A 19,350-nucleotide genomic window follows, 5' to 3' on the forward strand; every position below is an offset into this window, starting at 1 on the left:
TTTTTGTGGTAATGGTTCTTGATAAAATAAATATAACGTCACTTATATTGATGAGTCGTTGTATGTGAATATAAATTAAGTGGCAAGTTAACGTGAAATAAAATAACTATGATAGGAATGTCAATGAGTAAGTTTAAATTTAGCTTATGTGCGAGCGCTATATTGGGCTCAATGTTATTTGTACCTGCTGGAACAGCGAATGCTGCGATAGCGCTCGAAAGTGAAGTAAAAATCACCGATGGCGCCCTTCATTTTGACGGAAGTCGGATAAAAGCTCGACATGCCGAAGACAATGGCTCTGATGTTTATGACTTTAAGTTTGGGCCTCAAATTTCTGCCCATGGAGATAGTGTAAAAACCTATAAAGATTATGTTTTTATGACTTGGTATCGTGGTGGTAAGCAAGACAGGCACGTAATGCTAAGTCGACTAAACACCAAAACCGGAGCCATAAAAACCATTGAGTTCCCGCATCGACATACAGGTTTTCTAAATCAGCCACACATCGGTGAGTCACATAACACCATTGCAGTAGAAATAAGTCCAATCGATGGTACCATCCATCTACTTTATGATATGCATGCTTATGGTACAGATAGACCTTTGGATGGCTCATTTAGCGAAGACTACTTCCGCTACTCGTATAGTGTGCCAGGAGCTGCAGAAGTTGCTGATAAAGACTTTACGCTTGACAAATTTGTCAAAGACACCAGTCCACTAAGCCAAGGTAGTGATGATTACAAGCACTTAACTCTTAGTGGGAAGATTGATTACGATAGCTACCATGGTCTAACTTATCCGACTTTCTACACCAACGATGACGGAACACTGCTGGTATATATGCGCAAGGGTGGCAACAACAACGGAGGCTATGTTTTTGCTCACTATGATGCGCAGCAGGGCCATTGGTCAGACTGGAAACAATTTAATGTTCTAGATGCTAAGTCTCATGGCAATGCGTACGACTGGGGTCTGTATGGAAGCATGAAGTACGTCAACGGCAAGCTTCGTGTTGGTTTCCAACAACGCGCCAATGTAGAAGATAAATTCGTATACCAAAATGGCGTTTACTACGCATATTCTGATAGTCCTAATGGCGATGGTCAGTGGAAGAACTATCAGGGCGAGAGCATGACTTTCCCACTAGTGAACTCTGACGAAATTAAAGTGTTCGAGCCTGGCGACTACATTTCGCATACTGAGAAAGATTCGGTACACATAGTGCAAAACTTTGATTGGACAGTGACAGAGAAGGGCGACATACACATGATCAGCCGTGTTAAGTCCAGAGACAACAAGCGCCCAGACTTTGAAATGGTTCATTTACACTCTTATAAACCTGCGGGTGAAAAAGAGTTTATCATTTCAGAAGACTTTGTAGGTGCCTCTAATATCTACACTGCAGGTGATAATATTTACATCATAGGTTTGAATAAGGATGGTAAGCCATATATAGAAAAAGCAAAAGGCGGCACCAACGAGTTCGAGCGAGTATATGAGTCTCAGTCAGACAGAAAGTTTAGCCATGGTAAGGTACATATCAAAGATGGTAAATTGTATTACTACCTAATGGAACGTTCGCAAGGAAACTCTCGACCGCTTTATTTACAAGTTATTGATTTAGATCTTTAATTGAAAGCGATATAAAAAGAAGCCAATAGGATGCTGTTCTTGTTGGCTTCTTTCATATTATTAATTGTGGAAAAACTTAGAGGTTCTCAACTATTGTTAAAGCCAATAGTCGGTAAATCGACGGTAGTTAATATGCTTTGCAACCCAATCTACATCACTCATCTCAGTTGACCTTGTTCTCGTATCTCCCAGTAGGACCTCTGCCACCGCGAATGCAAAGTCGATGGTATAACCATAGTCTTGACCGGATATAAATTGACCATCAATTACGACGGGTTGATTGATGTATGAACCATCGGAATAGTTTAAATGAAAATTACCACAACACACATAACGATGGGAACCTAGTAGTGAGTTTTTAGCTAGGACTTTGGCTCCAGAAGAACAGAGGGCAGCTATGTAAGCTCCTTTGTCTATGTGCTTCTTAATGAATTGAACTACCGTACTATCGTTACCGAGTTTGTCTGTATTAGGCGGCCCTCCCACAAGAATTACAGCCTCATAGTCACTCTCAATGTTGTCAGCGAACAGTTCATCAGTAACGATCTTTACTCCATGGTAGGAAGTGAGTTTAGCCTCAACTTCACAAGACAATAGGGTGACTGAAATCTGTAAACGACGTAATATATCAACAACGTTGATCGCCTCACCTTCCTCAAATCCATTGCATAATAATAACGCAACTCTTTTCATACTGTATCGCCTTATTTGTAAAATATAATCAAACAACGATTAGTATTTATATAGTCATTGGTATGGTCAATAATTGTTTTTGCTTAGCCGGGTGTCATATGTTGCACACTTAATTTTGTAATACAATATAATGGTATTTGTTTTTTCCTTGTGCAGAAATTGTCTCGTTTGTTAACAAAGATTAATCTTAAATTCAGTGTAAATAACTGCAAAAATTAACATGTTTAAAAGTTAAAATTTAAGCATGCTGAGAATGAGTAATCAATAAGCTTGGCTATAAAATAATAAATTCAAGGAATTGATAAATGAAAAAAGTTAATCTAATAACATTAGCAGTCGTATCCTCTCTTTTAAGTACCTCTGTTTTTTCTGCAGTTTTGATGGTTCGCCAAGAGCACTTGTCTGACCCTTTTAATCCAGCACACAAAAACGCAACTTTGATCAAGGCTGGTGGTAGCGCAGGAAAAACTTTCTTCGGAGTACAAGCGGTGCACAAGGGGGAGACTCTGAGCACGTATGCATTATCCAGTAGTGAAGTGCAGCTTGGCTACCGTTATGATGTGAATGATACAATAAGACTCATTCCTCAACTTCAAGCAACCGCGACAGCGAGTGGTATTGGTTGGAAACCGCAACTTGGCTTTGTTTATAAGTTTGGAGGGGGATTTTCTACCGAGCTTAAATATAAGCATGAGTATTTTGTGCGTCAAACACCGAATAGCAAAGGCGAGAGCACGTCTGAAAAGAGCCAATATCAAGTCAACCTAAACTATGCTTTAGACAAGCTGCGCCTGGGTCTCCAGTATGACTACCACAAAGGTCTAGATGGTCAGAAGTACTATAATGGGAATGGGTTTAAGCAAGAGCTTGAGCTAAAAGCATATTATCGAATTGCCAAAGGTTGGACTCCCTTTGTTACTTTTGCCGGCGTTCCTGTGCACCATAGTTCAGAAGACTATCAGCTTCGCACAAGGCTAGGATTCTTGTATAGCTTCTAGCTTCGTAAACGTCGAGTCTCTTATTGGCTGGGGACTTAATCAGGTTTTAGATTGAATCAGGCTTATCATTTGATAGCCTGATTTTTAATTAATCAACAACATAAAAAATATTGAAATGGTCTTTTATATAAATTGCCCTTAACAATATGTTAGTTTGTTACTGACGAATGCCTTCTACACAATCTGTGAACATGAATTTTTCATAAGACGACAGGGTTTCTATTCTTATTTCCTAACATTTCTATAATGCTTAGTTATTATTAGTTCTATAAAGTGTTTATTTTTGCCATATTTGATGGAATCTAAAAATATCTTTTGCTTAAAGTGTGACTTGTTCTATGTTTATTTGTGAGACCAGTCATTGAAATGAGGAGAAAACCATGAAAGTTATTGTTGCAGTAGTTTCAGTTTGTATGTCATTAAGTGTCTATGCAATGACAGATCAAGATGTCTGTGAGGCATATGGTGTTGCTATAGCGTCGAATAGCACGCAAGACCAAGTACAGTTCCTTGATGAAATGCGAGCCAGAATAGAGAATAAATCTTGGAGCCTGAGTTCAGCAGAATGTAATAACCTGAGTTTAGAAGCAAAATATGACTACGATTTAGATTTGATCATAGATATGGGTACGGATTAATGTCTAGATTGCCAGGGGCAAAAAGACCTCAACTCTCCTTAGTTAAGGGAGTTGAGGTCTTATTTATCGCTTTTATTCAGTTCGGGTATTCGCTGCGTTCAGTGATCTTTTAACTGGACCGTTATCTCCAAGGAGGTACATTTTACGCCACTGTTTCTCTCCCTTGGCTTTTTCGGCGACAAACAGTCGAGCATCAGGGTGAGCATTGCTAATCATGGCGGACATTGCCCAACCAGACTTCGCTCTGCGCAATAGTTCTGTGCTCTTTTCAAATGTTTGGCCGCCATCTTCAGAAGTAAAGTAGGCAACGACACCATCTCCTTTCTCTTTATAGCCCAGCGCAAATGTTACTTTCTCTGGTGATGAAATAAAGAAATCACCGCGAGTATCAACGCCCCAGTTCACCGCAGCAGGGTTGACTGGATTGCCGCCTACCCATTCTTCACCCGTCCAGCGAATGTGAGACGTCTGTTTTGGTCCACCCGTCTTTTTAACACCTAAATCAACACCAATATTTGTTCCAATGTGTGGGTGGCCATCTTGGTCTAAATGAACAGAACCATTGAACGTCCATTTATCTTCGGTATCTAAAGCGAGTGTCTTTTCATCGGCGAGTTCACGAGTTACCGGCAGTTCAAATGTTTCACCTTTGACGTTGCGCCATGTCCCTTCTTTGGTATTGAAAACCATGTAGTAGGTATTGTGGCGTTCAGTCGTGTGTCCTCTGCCATTGTTGGCATGAGTTTTCCAACAAAGGTGATAGTCATAAGTAATAACGATATCATCTCCTTGTCCTTTTACTGCCCATGCATACCAACTATCAACAGCATCAACGTCTTCACGTTCCTTATGTTTGAGAAATGATATAGGTTCTTCAAATGTGCGACCGTGGTCTGTTGATTTTTGATATACCCAGTCACTCTCGTGGGCACCATGACGATAGAAGAGGTAAATATCACCATTGTCCATTTTCACTGCTTGGTTGTAGTTGCCAAATGGAGGAATATTGTCAAGCTCTACCCATTCAGAAATGTCGTGGGGTTTCTTAGAAACAATGTGCTTGTTTCTGCCATCATGAACATCACCCAGCGGGTTTTCACCATGTCGAGCACTGCCACCATGTCCCCCAAAGAAAATGTGGATGTAGCCAAGATCATCGATAATCATAGTTGGTTTACCGTGATTATCGATAGCGCGCCCAGATGGTGCCCAATAGTTATCCTTACCTAACTCACTGAACCCTGCTTTGATAGGGCCTTGCCACTCTTTGGTCTTGTGATTGTAAGACACCACATAGGGATCTTCGAGGTCGCCTTGGTAAGTGAGATAGGTGACATCGTTCTCATGTATGCCAGCAGGAGCTTGGACGATTGCCAGAGAATTACCGAACCCATTGTTTGCAAAGTAGTCGACCATCTCTCCGTTATTTGGCGTGTTGTCTGCGAAAACGCTGAATGACGTTGTACCGAGGGATAATATCATTGCAGACAATAGCATCGGTTTCTTAAACTTAGGTAACTTGGCTGTAATAAGCTGCTTGGGTAATGAGCTGTCATTAGTAGGTTTCATCTAAAGTCCTTATATTATAATTATTGCAAGGTTAGCTATTTCATAGTTAGTAATCTAAAAAAGAATTGAAAAGCGATATGTATTTATAGTGGCAGAATACTTGTTGAGCTTAGGCGCTACTACTAGAATTTTCTACGCCTATCTTTGAGTTTTAAAAAAGGCAAAAATTGCACAGGTATAGCGTATTTAAATGAAGTTGTTTTTACGTGCTTTGGCAAAAATCAACCTTGAGATTGGCAAAAATATCTTACATTATGGCTGAATTTTGAAATACAATGGACAAACCAAATGGATTAATGTGTTTATTATCTTAATTAGGTGTTGATTGAACTCCCTCGTTTACGTTGACTCTAGTACACCAGTTACCAATTTTGGTAGCTGGTTTTTTTTAATTTCCAATCTATCAATCACATTAACCTGCTTTTCTCTGAGTTCTCATTTCATTTTTCCATCGATATGCCTCTAAATCATGAGCGAAAACCAGCCCTTAACCATCAGGTTTTAATTGAAATTTTATGTATTTATTTCTGTCCAGATTCAAGATTTAAATCGCATAGTGAGTATTAAATACAAACGCACTGAAGTCATTGAAAGCTTCCTGACTGGTCAGCAACAATACCAACTAGAGAGTTGCAAAAAATGACACCATTAAGGGCAATTTAGCGCATTTTGCTGGCCGTTGTTTCTTGTATGATTAATTTAAACACTGGGAGATAGTTATGAATTACTTTTTGGCAATCGATATAGGTGCTTCTAGTGGAAGGCACTTATTAGGTCATATTGAAAATGAACAAATAGTGCTTGAAGAAATATACCGTTTTGAGAACAAACTTGCATCTGTCGACAATCAGTTATGTTGGGAAGTCGATAAGCTATTTAGCCATATTATTAAGGGGCTAAAGCAATGTGTTTTTTTGGGGAAAATACCTAAAAGCATCGGTATTGATACCTGGGGTGTCGATTTTGTTCTTCTTGATAGTGATGATAACGTTATAGGTAACACAGTTTCTTATCGAGACAGTCGTACTAAAGGTGTTATGAATGACGTCTGCGATCAAGTTGGACATCGCGAAATATATCGTAAAACAGGCATTCAGTTTATGGAGTTTAACACTCTGTATCAGATGAGCTCTGTGAATTCAAAAAATAAGCAAGCAGCACGTTCTTTTTTGATGATCCCTGATTATATTAATTATCTCCTAACTGGTGTGAAAGCCAATGAGTATACCAATGCAACCACAACTCAAATGTTGAACGTTGATAGTGATGATTGGGATAGAGACTTGTTGGAAGTATGCGGTATTAGTAGAGATATTTTTTCTAAGCCTCAATATCCAGGTCATCGTCTTGGCAATCTGAAGTCAACAATACAAGAAGCGGTCGGATTTGACTGTGAAGTCGTGTTGCCAGCAACACACGATACCGCGTCTGCATTTATCGCGAGTGTTCTCGATCTAGATGATGATGGGGTGATTCTGAGTTCTGGAACCTGGTCACTATTAGGTACCGAGCTTGATAAGCCGATAGTCTCCGATATATCTCGTGAAAGTAATTTCACCAATGAAGGTGGATATAACAAGCGATATCGATTTTTGAAGAACATCATGGGACTTTGGATAGTTCAAGAAGTCTCAAGGATGCTGGATTACAAGTACTCCTACGCGGAGCTAGCTGATCTTGCTCGAGAGGCGAGTCATTTTAAATCCGTCATCGATGTAAACAATGAACGCTTTTTTGTCAGCGAAAATATGATTGAAGAAATTAGCGATTATTGTAAAGAAACAGGGCAGGACACCCCCCAAACAACGGGTGAAGTCTGCATGTGTGTTTATCGAAGTCTGGCTAGATCTTATAACCAGTATATTGAAGAACTTGTCAGTGTTACCGGTAAAAAGGTAGATAAAATTAATGTTATTGGCGGAGGTTGCAAGAACCTGTTGTTGAACGAGCTTATTGAACAGGAAACCAATAAAGAAATTATTGTCGGTCCAGTGGAGGCGACTGGAGTGGGAAATATCATTGTACAAATGTTATCCATGGGTGAAATTGCCCATTTAAAACAAGCAAAAAACTATATTAGAAACAGCATTTAATTAGGAATTATCATGGAACAGAGTTTAAAAGATAGATACGAACTGAGTAAATCACTTTACGCTAAATGGGGCATTGATGTAGATGCTGCGCTTGAGAAATTGAAGGACGTTAAAGTCTCTATTCACTGTTGGCAGGGCGACGATGTTACGGGTTTCGAGGAAGCGGCTCATGAACTGTCTGGTGGTATCTCCGCCACTGGTAGTTACCCAGGTAAAGCGACGAATGCTCAAGAGCTACGTGCAGATTTAGACAAGGCACTGAGCCTTATCCCTGGTAAGCATAAAATTAACCTCCATGCCTTATATGCAGAGACACATGGTGTGGCAGTTGATCGCGATGAGTTAAAGCCAGAGCACTTTGCAGGCTGGGTTGAATGGGCGAAAGAGCGCGACCTCGGCTTGGACTTTAACCCAAGCTTGTTCTCTCACCCAAATGCAAGTGAAGGTTTGACGTTGTCTCACCCTGATAAAGAGATCCGTGATTTTTGGATTAAGCACTGTATTGCTTCTCGTAAGATTGGCGAATACTTCGGTAAGGAATTAGAGCAAACTTGCCTAACAAATATTTGGATTCCAGACGGTTATAAAGATACCCCAAGTAATCGCTTTGAACCGCGCCAGCGCCTAAAAGAGTCACTCGATGAGATCTTCGCGGTAGACGTTGATGAGCAGTTTAACAAGGATTCGGTAGAGTCAAAGGTATTCGGTATTGGTGTTGAATCCTACACGGTTGGTTCGCATGAGTTTTATATGGGGTACGCGATTGCGAACAATAAACTTTGCTTGTTAGACAATGGCCACTACCACCCGACGGAGTCAGTTGCTGACAAGATTTCATCTATGTTGATTTATCAAGATGAGCTTGCTTTGCATGTGACTCGCCCTGTTCGTTGGGACAGTGATCATGTCGTAACGCTAAACGATGAAGTTAGAGAAATTGCAAAAGAGCTGGTTCGTACTGATAGCTTGGATAACGTTTACCTTGGCCTAGATTTCTTTGATGCCAGTATCAACCGCGTAGCCGCTTGGGTATTGGGCACACGCAATATGCAAAAAGCACTGCTTGAAGCCATGCTTATGCCGCATGACAAGTTGACTGAGTTGCAAAATGAAGGTGATTTCACTCAGCGCCTAGTTCTAATGGAAGAGCTAAAAACCTACCCAATGGGTGATATTTGGAACTACTTCTGTGAGTCAAACGATGTACCAGCAAATGAAGATTGGTTTAGAGCGGTCGAACTATACGAACAAGACGTTTTGTTTAAGCGAGGCAAATAATGGATAAGTTAGCATTTATACAAGAGTTTAAAAAAACGACCCAGGATGCCTGGCTAAAAGGGTGGCATGAGCGTAATGGTGGCAACTTGTCCTACCGTTTGACTGAATCCGAAGTCGAACAAGCTCGTCCATTTTTTGATGAGGCATCGCAATGGGCGGACATCGGCGTGACGGTCGCTAATCTGGCCAATGAATTCTTTATCGTTACAGGTAGCGGTAAGTACTTTCGAAACGTAGAAGTGTGTATTGAAGAGAATGCGGGAATCATTCAAGTATCAGAAGATGGTACTCAGTACAGAACTCTCTGGGGGCTTATTAATAACGCGAAGCCGACGAGTGAGCTACCAGCGCACCTTATGAACCACTCAGTTAAGTTTGACGTTACGGATGGTGCGCATCGAGTCGTTATGCATTCTCACACGACAAACTTAATCGCGCTTACTTTTGTCTTGCCACTTGAAGCTGAGATATTTACCCGTGAATTGTGGGAAATGGCGACCGAGTGTCCGGTGGTATTTCCTGCCGGTGTGGGTATTGTTCCGTGGATGGTACCTGGTGGCCGCGCTATCGCAGAGCACACGAGTGAGTTGATGAAAACGTATGATGTCGCTATTTGGGCTCATCATGGCACATTCTGTTCTGCAGAAGACCTAAGCCTAGCGTTTGGCCTGATGGATACGGCAGAGAAGGCAGCTGAGATACTCGTTAAAGTTCTTGCAATGGGTGGCAAGCGACAGACTATTCAACCGCAAGAATTTAAAGAACTAGAGTCTGCATTCAACGTTACGTTGAATGAAAAAGCACTGGCTTGAGGGGGCGTTAGGTGATTAGAAAAGCGTTTAAACTCAAAGTTAACCCCGGTCAGTTTGAAGAATACAAAAAGCGTCATGACAACGTTTTTCCTGATTTAGTTACGGTGCTTAAAGAAGCAGGTGCAAACAACTATTCCATTTTTCTAGATCAGGAGACCGGTTGTCTGTTTGGCTATGTCGAGTTAGAATCTATAGATAAATGGAACGACGTTTCAAAAACTGAAGCTTGTCAGAGATGGTGGCGTCATATGGAAGATATCATGGAGACGAATCCTGATAGCAGTCCAAAATCGACAGAGTTAACAGAGATGTTTTATCTAGCGTAATGACGATCAGCTAATGCTACGAAACAAATAAGTATCAAGAGGTAAATATGAACAAGCCGAACATCATTGTAATTTTTAGCGATCAACAGCGTTGGGATACGTTAGGTTGTTACGGTCAGGAACTGCCCGTGACCCCAAATCTCGATGAGCTTGCACGCGATGGTGTCATGTTCGAGAACGCATTTACAGTTAACCCTGTATGCGGCCCTACACGTTCGACAATGCAAACGGGGCTATATCCAACCGAAACAGGTTGCTTCCGAAATGACATCATCCTCCCTCAAGGTCAAAAAACCGTGGCTCACTTTCTTTCTGACGAGGGGTATAGCGTCGGTTACGTAGGTAAGTGGCACCTAGCCTCAAACAACACAGCTCATGAGGGCTTTGTTGTAGCGGCACCAACAGAGAGTTCAGGTGAAACGATCGACAACTGTTTCACAGCAATACCAAAACAATATCGCGGTGGTTATAAAGACTTCTGGGTTGCATCAGATATCCTAGAGGGTACCTCACATGGCTACGGTGGGCACATGTTTGACATCGATGGCAACAAGGTAAGCTGGGATGAAGATGTGTATCGTGCAGACTTTTTGACTGACTTAACTACCGATTACATCGGTAATTACCAGGATGAGAAGCCGTTCTTCTTGTTCTTGTCTTACCTAGAGCCGCATCATCAGAATGATCGTAAAACTTACGAAGGCCCACATGGCTCGCAAGAGAAATGGAGTAACTTCAAGGTGCCTGGAGATCTAGAACCATTTGTTGATGGTGATTGGGCTGAGGAGTACCCAGACTATCTAGGGTGTTGTCACAACCTAGACCAAAACGTGGGTAAAATCCGCCAAGCAGTGAAAGATAAAGGATTAGATGACAACACGGTCATCATCTATCTGAGTGATCACGGTTCTCACTTCAAGACACGTAACAGCGAATACAAGCGCTCATGCCACGATTCTTCGATCCGAATTCCATTTGTGATTTACGATCCACGAGCGAAAGCGGGTCAGGTAATTGACGATCACGCGAGTATTATCGATGTTGTTCCGACTCTGCTTAAGGCTGCTGGAATCAACGTACCGAGCTACATGCAAGGTCAACCGCTCCAAGATTTGTACATTGATAATGCCAAGAAAGACAATGTGAGCTTCATTCAGATCAGTGAGTCACAAATTGGCCGTGCCATTCGTACTGATACATGGACATACTCAGTATCGGCTCCGGACCAAAGTGGCTTGATTGAGAAAGAAAGTGCAGTTTATCAAGAAGAGTTCTTATATAACCTTGTAGACGATCCTAATCAGTTAGAAAACCTAATTGCTAACGAGGATTTGAAACCGGTTAAAGAGAAACTAAGACAACTTCTTCTTGACGAGATCTATCGCATTGAAGGAACGAAACCCGAAATTCTAGAAGCCTAATTTTTAGAGGCATAGTTTTTCGAAGCCTAGTTTTTAGAAACATAGTCATCGCGTAAATTATCGCTAGTATGCTAAAAGATAAAGTCCATAGTGTCGCCACTATGGACTTTTTTGTTTTCTAACCCTAAACCACCTTCTAGGAAGGTGGTGATCGTTCATTAGGGCTTTGCCCGAAGGACGCTCATGTTCAAGATATCCAAGTTTGTAACCAGCAAATCAAGGAGAAAAAGAACATGAGCAGATACGAATCCGCTTCGCACGTATATTACAGGTGCCAGTACCACATAGTTTGGACGCCGAAGTACCGACTCAAAATACTCAAGGGTAACTTGGGCAAAGAGCTGTACCGAAGTGTCTACATTTACAGCAACATGAAAAACTGCAAGGTTGTAGAGTTGAACGTTCAAGTAGATCACATCCACTTGGTTGTGAGGATGCCACCAAGTTTGAGTATTTCAAAGTATATGGGATTTGTTAAAGGACGGACAGCGATAAGGCTGTTCAACAAATTTCCGTATTTAAGAAAGCAAAAGTTATGGGGCAATAAGTTTTGGCAGCGTGGCTATTTTGTTGATTCGGTAGGAATGAACGAAGAAATAATCCGAAGATATGTCAGGCATCAAGATCGTGTGGGAAAGGAAGAAGAAGAGCGTCAGATGCATCTAGGGTTGAATAACTAAAAGTTAGCCCCCTTCTAGGGGGCCATTCAAAGCCACCTGCTCAGCAGGTGGATTTTTACTACCGAGCTTTTTAGTCTATTCGCCCGGTTACTTTGTCTTCTCAATAATTAACTATCACCCGACGTCATTTAAGCGCAACAGCGCTTAAATTTCTTACCACTGCCACATGGGCAGGCGTCATTTCTACCCACCCTCTCCGTCGGTTTATTTGAAAACTGCTCCATAATCTTGGCTGGTGATTGGCCACTTTTGATCAGCTTTGCCATGTAAGCCATCGCATGCTGAGAATGGTCGAAGAAGCTAAAGTATCCTTGACACAAATAGTTATGGTCGAGTTCACCTGTTGGTCCAGGCAAAAAGCGGTGTTTCGGGCAACCACCATGGCAGGCGAATCGGTATCGGCATGACAGACACTTACTATTCAGTTGTTTAGACTTATTGAGTCCGAAATTAATCGCTTCGTCGCTATTGTTCATCGACTGGATTGTACGGTCGTGGATATTGCCAAGTTTATACTCTGGGTAGACGTAGTGGTCACATTGAAATAGGTCACCATTCGCCTCGATAGCAAAGGCATGTCCACACCTTGGTGAAAACACGCATATAGGACTCGGTTGCCCTAGCCAGGTCGTTAAAGTGGTATCAAATTGCTGAACAAATACTCGTCCTACATCTTTGGTGACCCAGTAATCGAAGATAGTATTTAGGAACTGGCCGTACTCATCGGGTTGGACCGACCAAGGGGTGACCTTGCCATCTTTCTGATCTGGGTTAACCAACCAGGTATCGTTTGTTAGCAGGTCGGATTCTTGTCGCTCTACCAAAGGAATGAACTGAATGAAGTTCGAACCAATGCTTTTTAAGTACTGATATACCTTAAGAGGGTGTTTGACGTTCTTATCGTTGACGACGGTAAGAGTATTAAATTCGACACCATGTTTTTTTAATAACTCGATCGCATCAATAACTTTGCTATGGGTACCTCTGCCGCTCGTGTTGGTGCGATAGGCATCATGAAGATCCTCTGGCCCATCAATGGAAACACCAATCAAAAAGTCGTTTTGTTTGAACAGCTCACACCATTCGTCGTTAATCAAAATTCCATTAGTCTGAAAGCCGTGTGAGATCTTTTTGTTGCCCCGATAACGTTCGCACAACTCCACTACGGTGCGATAAAAGTCTACGCCGAGTAGTGTTGGCTCTCCTCCTTGCCAAGCAAATTGAACGGTATCGCCCTGCTGCGCATCGATGTATTGCTGAATAAATACCTCAAGCGTTTCCTCATTCATACGCCAGTTCTTTTGTCTATCTGGATAGAGTTTCTCTTTCTCTAGATAAAAGCAGTAGTCACAGTCGATATTACATACCGAGCCGGATGGCTTAGCCATAACATGACAGTTGGTAATTTGGTTCATTGTAGTTTTCCTATGAAGACTTCAGATAGCATGGTTAAGGCGTAGGCTGCTGCTAACAGCATTATTATTATTGAAGTAAAAAACTTGATCACTTTCCCGTGGGAGAGAGAACACATGACGGCAACCAGCATTGCCGTTGCACCACATAGATAAATGAGAGTGGTATCTTGAGTGATCGACACCTTTATTAATACTACACCGATGGCAAATAGGACTAACTCTGTCCGTAGCCAAGACAAGGCGGTACGTTCTAACTGCAGACCATTTACCGTACTCATAGAGTGATGGCCAACGCGATGATGAAGGTAAGCAACAAAATGGTGCCACTAATAATCTTCATGTTCGATGTGTATTGGAGCTCTTGGTTTAATCTCATCGCTTGCTCGTTGCGAGACCATCGTCGGTAAGCATAGATCCCAACAGCGCCTGAGCAGAGACACAGGAAACAAGACAGCAACAGTCGCACTAATGGGTTTGCAAGCTCTGGAGTCAGTTGGTCAAGAGCAATGGCGCCGGCTAACAAGGCGAGCGATGTTCTAATCCACGCCAGATAGGTTCTTTCGTTGGCAAGTGAAAAGCGATAATCCGGAGCGCTCCCTTCTTCACGCCATGGTGATTTCTTTGATCTAAGCTTTTTCATTTAACGCATTCCTGGACATCCAATGAGTGCTCGTCAGTTTTGATAGATCGAGCGGGTGGGGGTTGCGATGGTGTTTGCAAAGCACACCGGCTTGTTTGAGTGATTTACAAAAACGAATCACAGTCGTGATGTCGGTAGCACTGTATTCGCTAATTTCGCGATAGGTCCAAGGGTAGTGGGGGTAGTGCTTAAAGAAGTGCTGTATCGCATCGATGATCCTGTTTTTTAGCGTTGAAAGCACTAAATTGAACGAGACGTCGCTCGGCTTCGCCCAACTCTTGACATACCTCGGTTGTGAGGGCTTTGGTTAGTGAGGGGGACAGGTGTTGCAAGTCTTCAAAAGAGTGGACATTCACCCGACTGACAACACTGTCTTCCATTGCCCTTGCCGTTGCGGGATAGCGCTGACAGGTAAATAGAGAGCGATACCCAAAATACGAGCCCTTCCCATACAATCTTAGTAACGATTCTTTTCCGGTTTCTGCTACCTGGTAAAGGCCTATAAATCCACTTTCAACACGATAGAACCCAGATGCTTTGCCGTGGCTAAAGTAGACGGCCTCTCGCTTTCCAACGGTAAGTCTACTGGTCATTTCTTTCAGCGATGTTGGTATCGGTATTGTCATAGTGCCGTCATTGCGTGCTACTGGAAGGGTTAGTGTACTGCAAAAAAAACACACGAAATATGATCAGCGCCATAAATCAAACACTAATTGGTACGTTAGATTGAATTTATTAAAAAGGTGTTTTGTTTTACTCGCTTAAGGAGATGGTTTATGCCATTTTATGAGTTGTTGACGAACGTGTGGTCTGCTGATGCAGTGGTATTGAAGCTGATTTTGGGAAGCATATTTGGTTTGTGTTTGGGACTAACGGGCGTTGGCGGAGGCGTGCTGTTAATACCCATGTTGCAGTTATTTTGTGGTATGTCTCCGGTGTTGGCGGTAGGCACCGCAAGCATGATTTCAGCGATGGTAAAAATCAACGCTTCCCTAGTACACATAAAAGCTCGTAACGTATCTTGGAACAAGATAGCGCTACTTTTTGTTGGGGCGGTTCCGGTTACCTTGATGGTTACTCAGTTAGTCGTTTATTTCAGCACACATCCGTTTTACTCACAAAAGACAGAGCAGATGGTCGCTTGGCTGGTGACTACTGTGATGGTTGGTTCCTTGATTTCCGTGTTCTCTAAATACAGAAGCTCGTCTAAGGTCAGGCAGGGCATGACTTGTGAACCTAAAACGAACACTAAAAAGGCGATTGTCTCTGGTATGTTTTGTGGTTCCGTTTTGGGCTCAACAGGCGTTGGTGGGGGCGTTTTGCTTCTCCCTGTCCTCAACAATGTGCTGCATGTGGATATTAAGAAAGCTGTTGGCTCTTCCGTAGTGTTGGCATTGTGCCTATCTGCCATTGCTGCGGCAGGTTATGCGAAAGGTGGGCAGTCAGATATTCATACTGCAATCCTGTTTTTCATCGGCTCATTTCTTGGTGTTCCTGTGGCTGCTCATTTGATGAAACGCATGTCCGAACGCCACGTTTATTCAGCGACCATGATCGTTATTTTGGTCAGTTTGATTGCGTATCTCACGCTTTAGATATCGAGCCTAGAATTTGCTTTAAGTCTCTATCGCTGATGAATCAGCGCTCTAAAAGTTTGTGGTCGAGTTTCAATAATCAACCTGTGATTATTTGTAAATATATAGTTGTTAATTACAAGGAATAAATATGGCTTTTACTTTGGCACTACCAAAAATCAATATTTCAGGGGAACATGCGATCAATGAATTAGTTGGTCATTTAGTCTCGAAAGAGGTTGGAGACGGCTTCATTATCGCGGACAATGCGTTGAAGGAACTGGGTTTACTTGAGCCGCTGATTACTGCTCTTAAAGAGTCCAACTTATCGTTCACTTGCTTCACCGATACCGTTCCAAACCCTACAGTCGAAGTGGTTGATAAAGCGTATCAAGCCTACAAAAAGTCCGGTGCCAACTACATTATTGGTTTTGGCGGTGGTAGCGCTATTGATACCGCAAAGGCAGTAAAAATCCTGACCGCAAATCCACAACCCATCACTCTCTATACAGGGGTGAACAATGTAAAGAATCAAGGCGTACCGCTATTTGCTATCAATACTACGGCAGGCACAGCTGCAGAGGTGACCAGTAATGCTGTCATTACCGATGAAAAGAGTAAAGTGAAGTGCGTAATTATCGATAGTAATATTATTCCGGATATTTCGGTTAATGACCCTAGCATTATGGTTGGTTTACCCGCGAACGTCACAGCAGCAACGGGTATGGATGCTCTGACGCATGCGATTGAAGCGTACGTTTCAGTGGGTGCGCACACCTTAACTGATCACTCTGCGTTAGAGTCTGTTCGCGTGATCAGTCAATACTTACCTCATGCTGTCGAAGATGGTTCAAATATCGAAGCGCGAGAGAAAATGGCCTTAGGCCAGTTCCTTGCGGGTATGGCATTTAATAGCGCTGGATTGGGTATGGTTCACGCCATGGCCCACCCAGCTGGTGCACATAAAAACCTACCGCACGGAGTCTGCAACGCGATTCTCTTACCATTAGTGTGTGAGTTTAACCGGCCACATAAAATAGAGAAGTTTGCTAAGCTGGCTGTTGCTCTAGGGTCTAACACTGATGGGATGTCTGAAGAGCAGGCGAGTATTGAAGCTGTAAAGGCTATACGTGAACTCAGCTCGCGTGTTGGAATTCCCGCTGGATTTGGCCAGTTAGGTGTCACAGAAGAAGACGTAAAAGCCTGGGTGGATAGTGCATTGGCAGATCCATGCGCTGGAGGAAATCCCGTCAGCATGACACCTGACGATGTGCTTGCTTTGTACATCAAATCACTTGGGTAACTTAACACCATTCAGTTGATTATTTGAGCTCGTCATTCAAGATGAGCTCATTTGTTTACAACGTTTGGTAAGATCCTAGAGGAAATCATGTTCGTGATAACCACTGTTGAAGCGATGCGTATCTGTCAATTAGAAAGGTGAACCGCGCTTAGTTATTTGAACTCATACTCTATGCAAAATTTGCCCTCAAAATTACCAAAAATTATCATTTCACTTAGCAAGTATAGATTGTAACTTTACTATGTTGGTTTTAATTGATTGTGAAATTAGCTCTCAAATGAAAAATTGGTGACTCATGAACTACATAGAATAAGTTGATTTTTCTATGTTTATATGTCGCCGATTTATTGATTTGAGACTTTATGAATAATGTTCGAAAAAACGGACAAGTTAGAATAAATTACGTTGAAATAAAATAGATGAAAGGGAAGAAACATGATTGATATAGCAATCGTACTGGTTTACTTTGGCTTCCTTGTGGCAATTGGGGTCTTATTCAAATCCTTTAGTAACTCCACAAGTGATTATTTTCGTGGGGGCGGCAAAATGCTGTGGTGGATGGTGGGTTCCACATCGTTCATGACGGCTGTTAGTGCTATGACGTTCACTGGTCACATGGGCAAAGCGCTAACTGGAGGATTTGCAGTTGCAACAACCGTTTTTTATGCAAACGCTCTAGGTTATTTATGTAATTACCTGTTTTTTGCGGCAAAAGCGCGTCAAATGCGAGTAGACACCCCACTAGAAGGTGTGCGTATGCGATTGGGACCCGTTAATGAGCAGGTTTTCACATGGGCTAACGTACCTTTAAGCGTTCTTCAGGCTGCGATTTGGATTAACGCACTTGCAGTGTTTTGCAGCGCAGTAATTGGCCTTCCCCTAGAGTTGACCATAGTCGTAGCAGGTTCGGTTGTGTTGTTTATGTCTCTTGTTGGTGGTAGCTGGGCTGTTATCGCATCCGATTTCATGCAAATGATTATTCTAACCACAATGACCCTGGTGACAGGTGCTGTGGCGATTTGGAAATCTGGTGGTTTAACACCGTTGCTTGAGGCAGGTCTGCCTGAGCAGCCATTCATAGGTGACGGATACAACCATGCGTACTTGTTTGTTGGTTGGTTTATCTTCATGTTCATTAAACAGTTCTTTAGTACCAACAATATGGTGGATTCGTATCGATATATCGCGGCAAAAGATACCAAAAATGCTCGTAAAGCGGCAATTCTAGCGGGTACGCTAATGCTTATTGGTCCACTTTTATGGTTTGTACCTGCTTGGTATGTGGCAGCACATTATCCGGATACAAGCACTTGGGGCTTAGCTGGTTTGGGTAACAAAGTAGCCGATGCGACCTATTTCATGTTTGTAAGTCGTGAAATGCCAGTGGGCATGGTTGGCTTGATGCTTGCTGCTATGTTTGCTGCAACCATGTCTTCTATGGATTCAGCGTTAAACCGAAATGCAGGTATTATTCTCAAGAGTGTATATCAACCATACTTTTGCAAAAATCACTCAGAGTCGCACCTCATTTTTGTGAGTAAATTACTCACGGCTCTATTTGGTATCATCATCATTGTTTCAGCACTGTTCCTAACGTCATTGAAAGAGTTTGGTCTGTTTGACTTAACGATGTTAGTGAGCACACTAATTGGCTTCCCAATCCTTATTCCATCTATTATGTGCTTCTTTGTGAGAAAGACGCCAGACTGGGCAGGATGGGGTACAGTTATCGTGGGTATGTGTGTTTCAGGGTTTATTGCCTTTGTTCTTACACCCGAAGCTTTGCAATCGATTCTTGGTTTAGACCAACCACTTACGTCTCGTGAATACACAGAAATGAAGTCAGTAACGTTAGGTCTGATTGGACACATGTCGATTACATTACCGTTCTTTATTTGTTCTCAGTTCTTCTACAAGGGCTTACCCGCGAAACGAGAGGCTGAAGTTAAGCAATTCTTTACTAATGTGGATACCGAAGTTGTCGTTGAAGACACTATTGAAAGTGTTGCAATGGATAACAAACAGAACAATGTGCTAGGTAAGATGGTGCTTATTGCATCTGTGTTTATTGTATCTTTAGCATTAGTTCCCAACCCACTGTGGGGAAGAATGTTGTTTGTCATAATCGCAGCGATTCTAGCTCTAATTGGTACTTTGTTAGTTAAGTCTGAACGTAAACTAGATAGTACAAAAGTAACTAAAGCGTCAGCAATCGCCTAGATATAAAAGAATACTAAAACCCTTAATGAGCTAACTCTCGTTAAGGGTTTTTTAGTTT

The 19,350-nt window shown here is 42.2% G+C and carries 18 protein-coding genes; 12 read left to right on the top strand and 6 right to left on the bottom strand.

From position 1 onward, the window contains the following. Positions 1–117 precede the first annotated feature (117 nt). Positions 118–1,632, top strand: a complete 1,515-nt coding sequence (locus AC6I8Y_RS24115; RefSeq protein WP_498023112.1) for a BNR-4 repeat-containing protein — start codon at positions 118–120, stop codon at positions 1,630–1,632. A gap of 96 nt (positions 1,633–1,728) precedes the next feature. On the opposite strand, the gene AC6I8Y_RS24120 is transcribed toward AC6I8Y_RS24115, so the two are convergent. Continuing rightward, positions 1,729–2,325, bottom strand: coding sequence for a DJ-1/PfpI family protein (locus tag AC6I8Y_RS24120; protein ID WP_498022035.1), 597 nt, complete (start codon positions 2,323–2,325; stop codon positions 1,729–1,731). A gap of 305 nt (positions 2,326–2,630) precedes the next feature. Between AC6I8Y_RS24120 and AC6I8Y_RS24125 the strand changes: the two genes are divergently transcribed. Further along, positions 2,631–3,323 (top strand): oligogalacturonate-specific porin KdgM family protein, encoded by a 693-nt coding sequence (locus AC6I8Y_RS24125; protein ID WP_498022036.1) that lies wholly within the window; start codon positions 2,631–2,633, stop codon positions 3,321–3,323. A 380-nt stretch (positions 3,324–3,703) separates the two neighbouring features. Next, the gene (locus tag AC6I8Y_RS24130; RefSeq protein ID WP_498022038.1) at positions 3,704–3,961 is read left to right on the top strand and encodes a hypothetical protein; all 258 of its coding nucleotides are present in this window, start codon (positions 3,704–3,706) and stop codon (positions 3,959–3,961) included. Positions 3,962–4,033: 72 nt separating this feature from the next. Here AC6I8Y_RS24130 and AC6I8Y_RS24135 read toward each other — a convergent pair whose 3' ends face one another. Then, on the bottom strand, positions 4,034–5,530 hold the full coding sequence (locus AC6I8Y_RS24135; protein ID WP_498022039.1) for a BNR-4 repeat-containing protein: 1,497 nt from the start codon (positions 5,528–5,530) through the stop codon (positions 4,034–4,036). A gap of 719 nt (positions 5,531–6,249) precedes the next feature. Between AC6I8Y_RS24135 and rhaB the strand changes: the two genes are divergently transcribed. The 6 genes from rhaB to tnpA all read left to right on the top strand — a co-directional run bounded on the left by rhaB (position 6,250) and on the right by tnpA (position 12,140). Continuing rightward, positions 6,250–7,623: a rhamnulokinase gene (rhaB, locus tag AC6I8Y_RS24140; RefSeq protein WP_498022041.1), complete on the top strand. Its 1,374-nt coding sequence runs from the start codon at positions 6,250–6,252 to the stop codon at positions 7,621–7,623. 12 nt (positions 7,624–7,635) lie between these two features. Continuing rightward, entirely contained in the window at positions 7,636–8,901 is a 1,266-nt protein-coding gene (locus AC6I8Y_RS24145; protein WP_498022043.1) for an L-rhamnose isomerase, read from the top strand. Continuing rightward, positions 8,901–9,713 (top strand): rhamnulose-1-phosphate aldolase, encoded by an 813-nt coding sequence (rhaD, locus tag AC6I8Y_RS24150; RefSeq protein ID WP_277824254.1) that lies wholly within the window; start codon positions 8,901–8,903, stop codon positions 9,711–9,713. The genes AC6I8Y_RS24145 and rhaD overlap by 1 nt, the downstream gene beginning before the upstream one ends. Positions 9,714–9,724: 11 nt before the next feature. Next, entirely contained in the window at positions 9,725–10,039 is a 315-nt protein-coding gene (rhaM, locus tag AC6I8Y_RS24155) for an L-rhamnose mutarotase (protein WP_277824256.1), read from the top strand. Positions 10,040–10,086: 47 nt separating this feature from the next. Continuing rightward, the gene (locus AC6I8Y_RS24160; RefSeq protein WP_498022044.1) at positions 10,087–11,460 is read left to right on the top strand and encodes a sulfatase family protein; all 1,374 of its coding nucleotides are present in this window, start codon (positions 10,087–10,089) and stop codon (positions 11,458–11,460) included. A 233-nt stretch (positions 11,461–11,693) separates the two neighbouring features. Beyond that, positions 11,694–12,140 (top strand): IS200/IS605 family transposase, encoded by a 447-nt coding sequence (gene tnpA, locus AC6I8Y_RS24165; protein ID WP_498022045.1) that lies wholly within the window; start codon positions 11,694–11,696, stop codon positions 12,138–12,140. Positions 12,141–12,268: 128 nt separating this feature from the next. On the opposite strand, the gene AC6I8Y_RS24170 is transcribed toward tnpA, so the two are convergent. The 4 genes from AC6I8Y_RS24170 to AC6I8Y_RS24185 all read right to left on the bottom strand — a co-directional run bounded on the left by AC6I8Y_RS24170 (position 12,269) and on the right by AC6I8Y_RS24185 (position 14,821). Further along, on the bottom strand, positions 12,269–13,555 hold the full coding sequence (locus tag AC6I8Y_RS24170) for an anaerobic sulfatase maturase (RefSeq protein ID WP_498022046.1): 1,287 nt from the start codon (positions 13,553–13,555) through the stop codon (positions 12,269–12,271). Further along, on the bottom strand, positions 13,552–13,833 hold the full coding sequence (locus AC6I8Y_RS24175; protein ID WP_498022047.1) for a DUF202 domain-containing protein: 282 nt from the start codon (positions 13,831–13,833) through the stop codon (positions 13,552–13,554). The genes AC6I8Y_RS24170 and AC6I8Y_RS24175 overlap by 4 nt, the downstream gene beginning before the upstream one ends. Next, on the bottom strand, positions 13,830–14,195 hold the full coding sequence (locus AC6I8Y_RS24180; protein WP_498022048.1) for a YidH family protein: 366 nt from the start codon (positions 14,193–14,195) through the stop codon (positions 13,830–13,832). The genes AC6I8Y_RS24175 and AC6I8Y_RS24180 overlap by 4 nt, the downstream gene beginning before the upstream one ends. A 188-nt stretch (positions 14,196–14,383) precedes the next feature. After that, on the bottom strand, positions 14,384–14,821 hold the full coding sequence (locus tag AC6I8Y_RS24185; protein WP_498022049.1) for a Crp/Fnr family transcriptional regulator: 438 nt from the start codon (positions 14,819–14,821) through the stop codon (positions 14,384–14,386). A 150-nt stretch (positions 14,822–14,971) separates the two neighbouring features. Between AC6I8Y_RS24185 and AC6I8Y_RS24190 the strand changes: the two genes are divergently transcribed. From AC6I8Y_RS24190 to AC6I8Y_RS24200, 3 genes are all read left to right on the top strand, one after another. After that, positions 14,972–15,790 carry a sulfite exporter TauE/SafE family protein gene (locus AC6I8Y_RS24190; protein WP_498022050.1) on the top strand — a complete coding sequence of 273 codons (819 nt, stop codon included), beginning with the start codon at positions 14,972–14,974 and terminating at the stop codon, positions 15,788–15,790. 130 nt (positions 15,791–15,920) lie between these two features. Then, positions 15,921–17,072 carry an iron-containing alcohol dehydrogenase gene (locus AC6I8Y_RS24195; protein ID WP_498012451.1) on the top strand — a complete coding sequence of 384 codons (1,152 nt, stop codon included), beginning with the start codon at positions 15,921–15,923 and terminating at the stop codon, positions 17,070–17,072. Positions 17,073–17,507: 435 nt separating this feature from the next. Next, the gene (locus AC6I8Y_RS24200) at positions 17,508–19,292 is read left to right on the top strand and encodes a sodium:solute symporter family transporter (RefSeq protein ID WP_498022051.1); all 1,785 of its coding nucleotides are present in this window, start codon (positions 17,508–17,510) and stop codon (positions 19,290–19,292) included. Positions 19,293–19,350: the final 58 nt, after the last annotated feature.

Source organism: Vibrio sp. KUL78 (genome assembly GCF_059725505.1).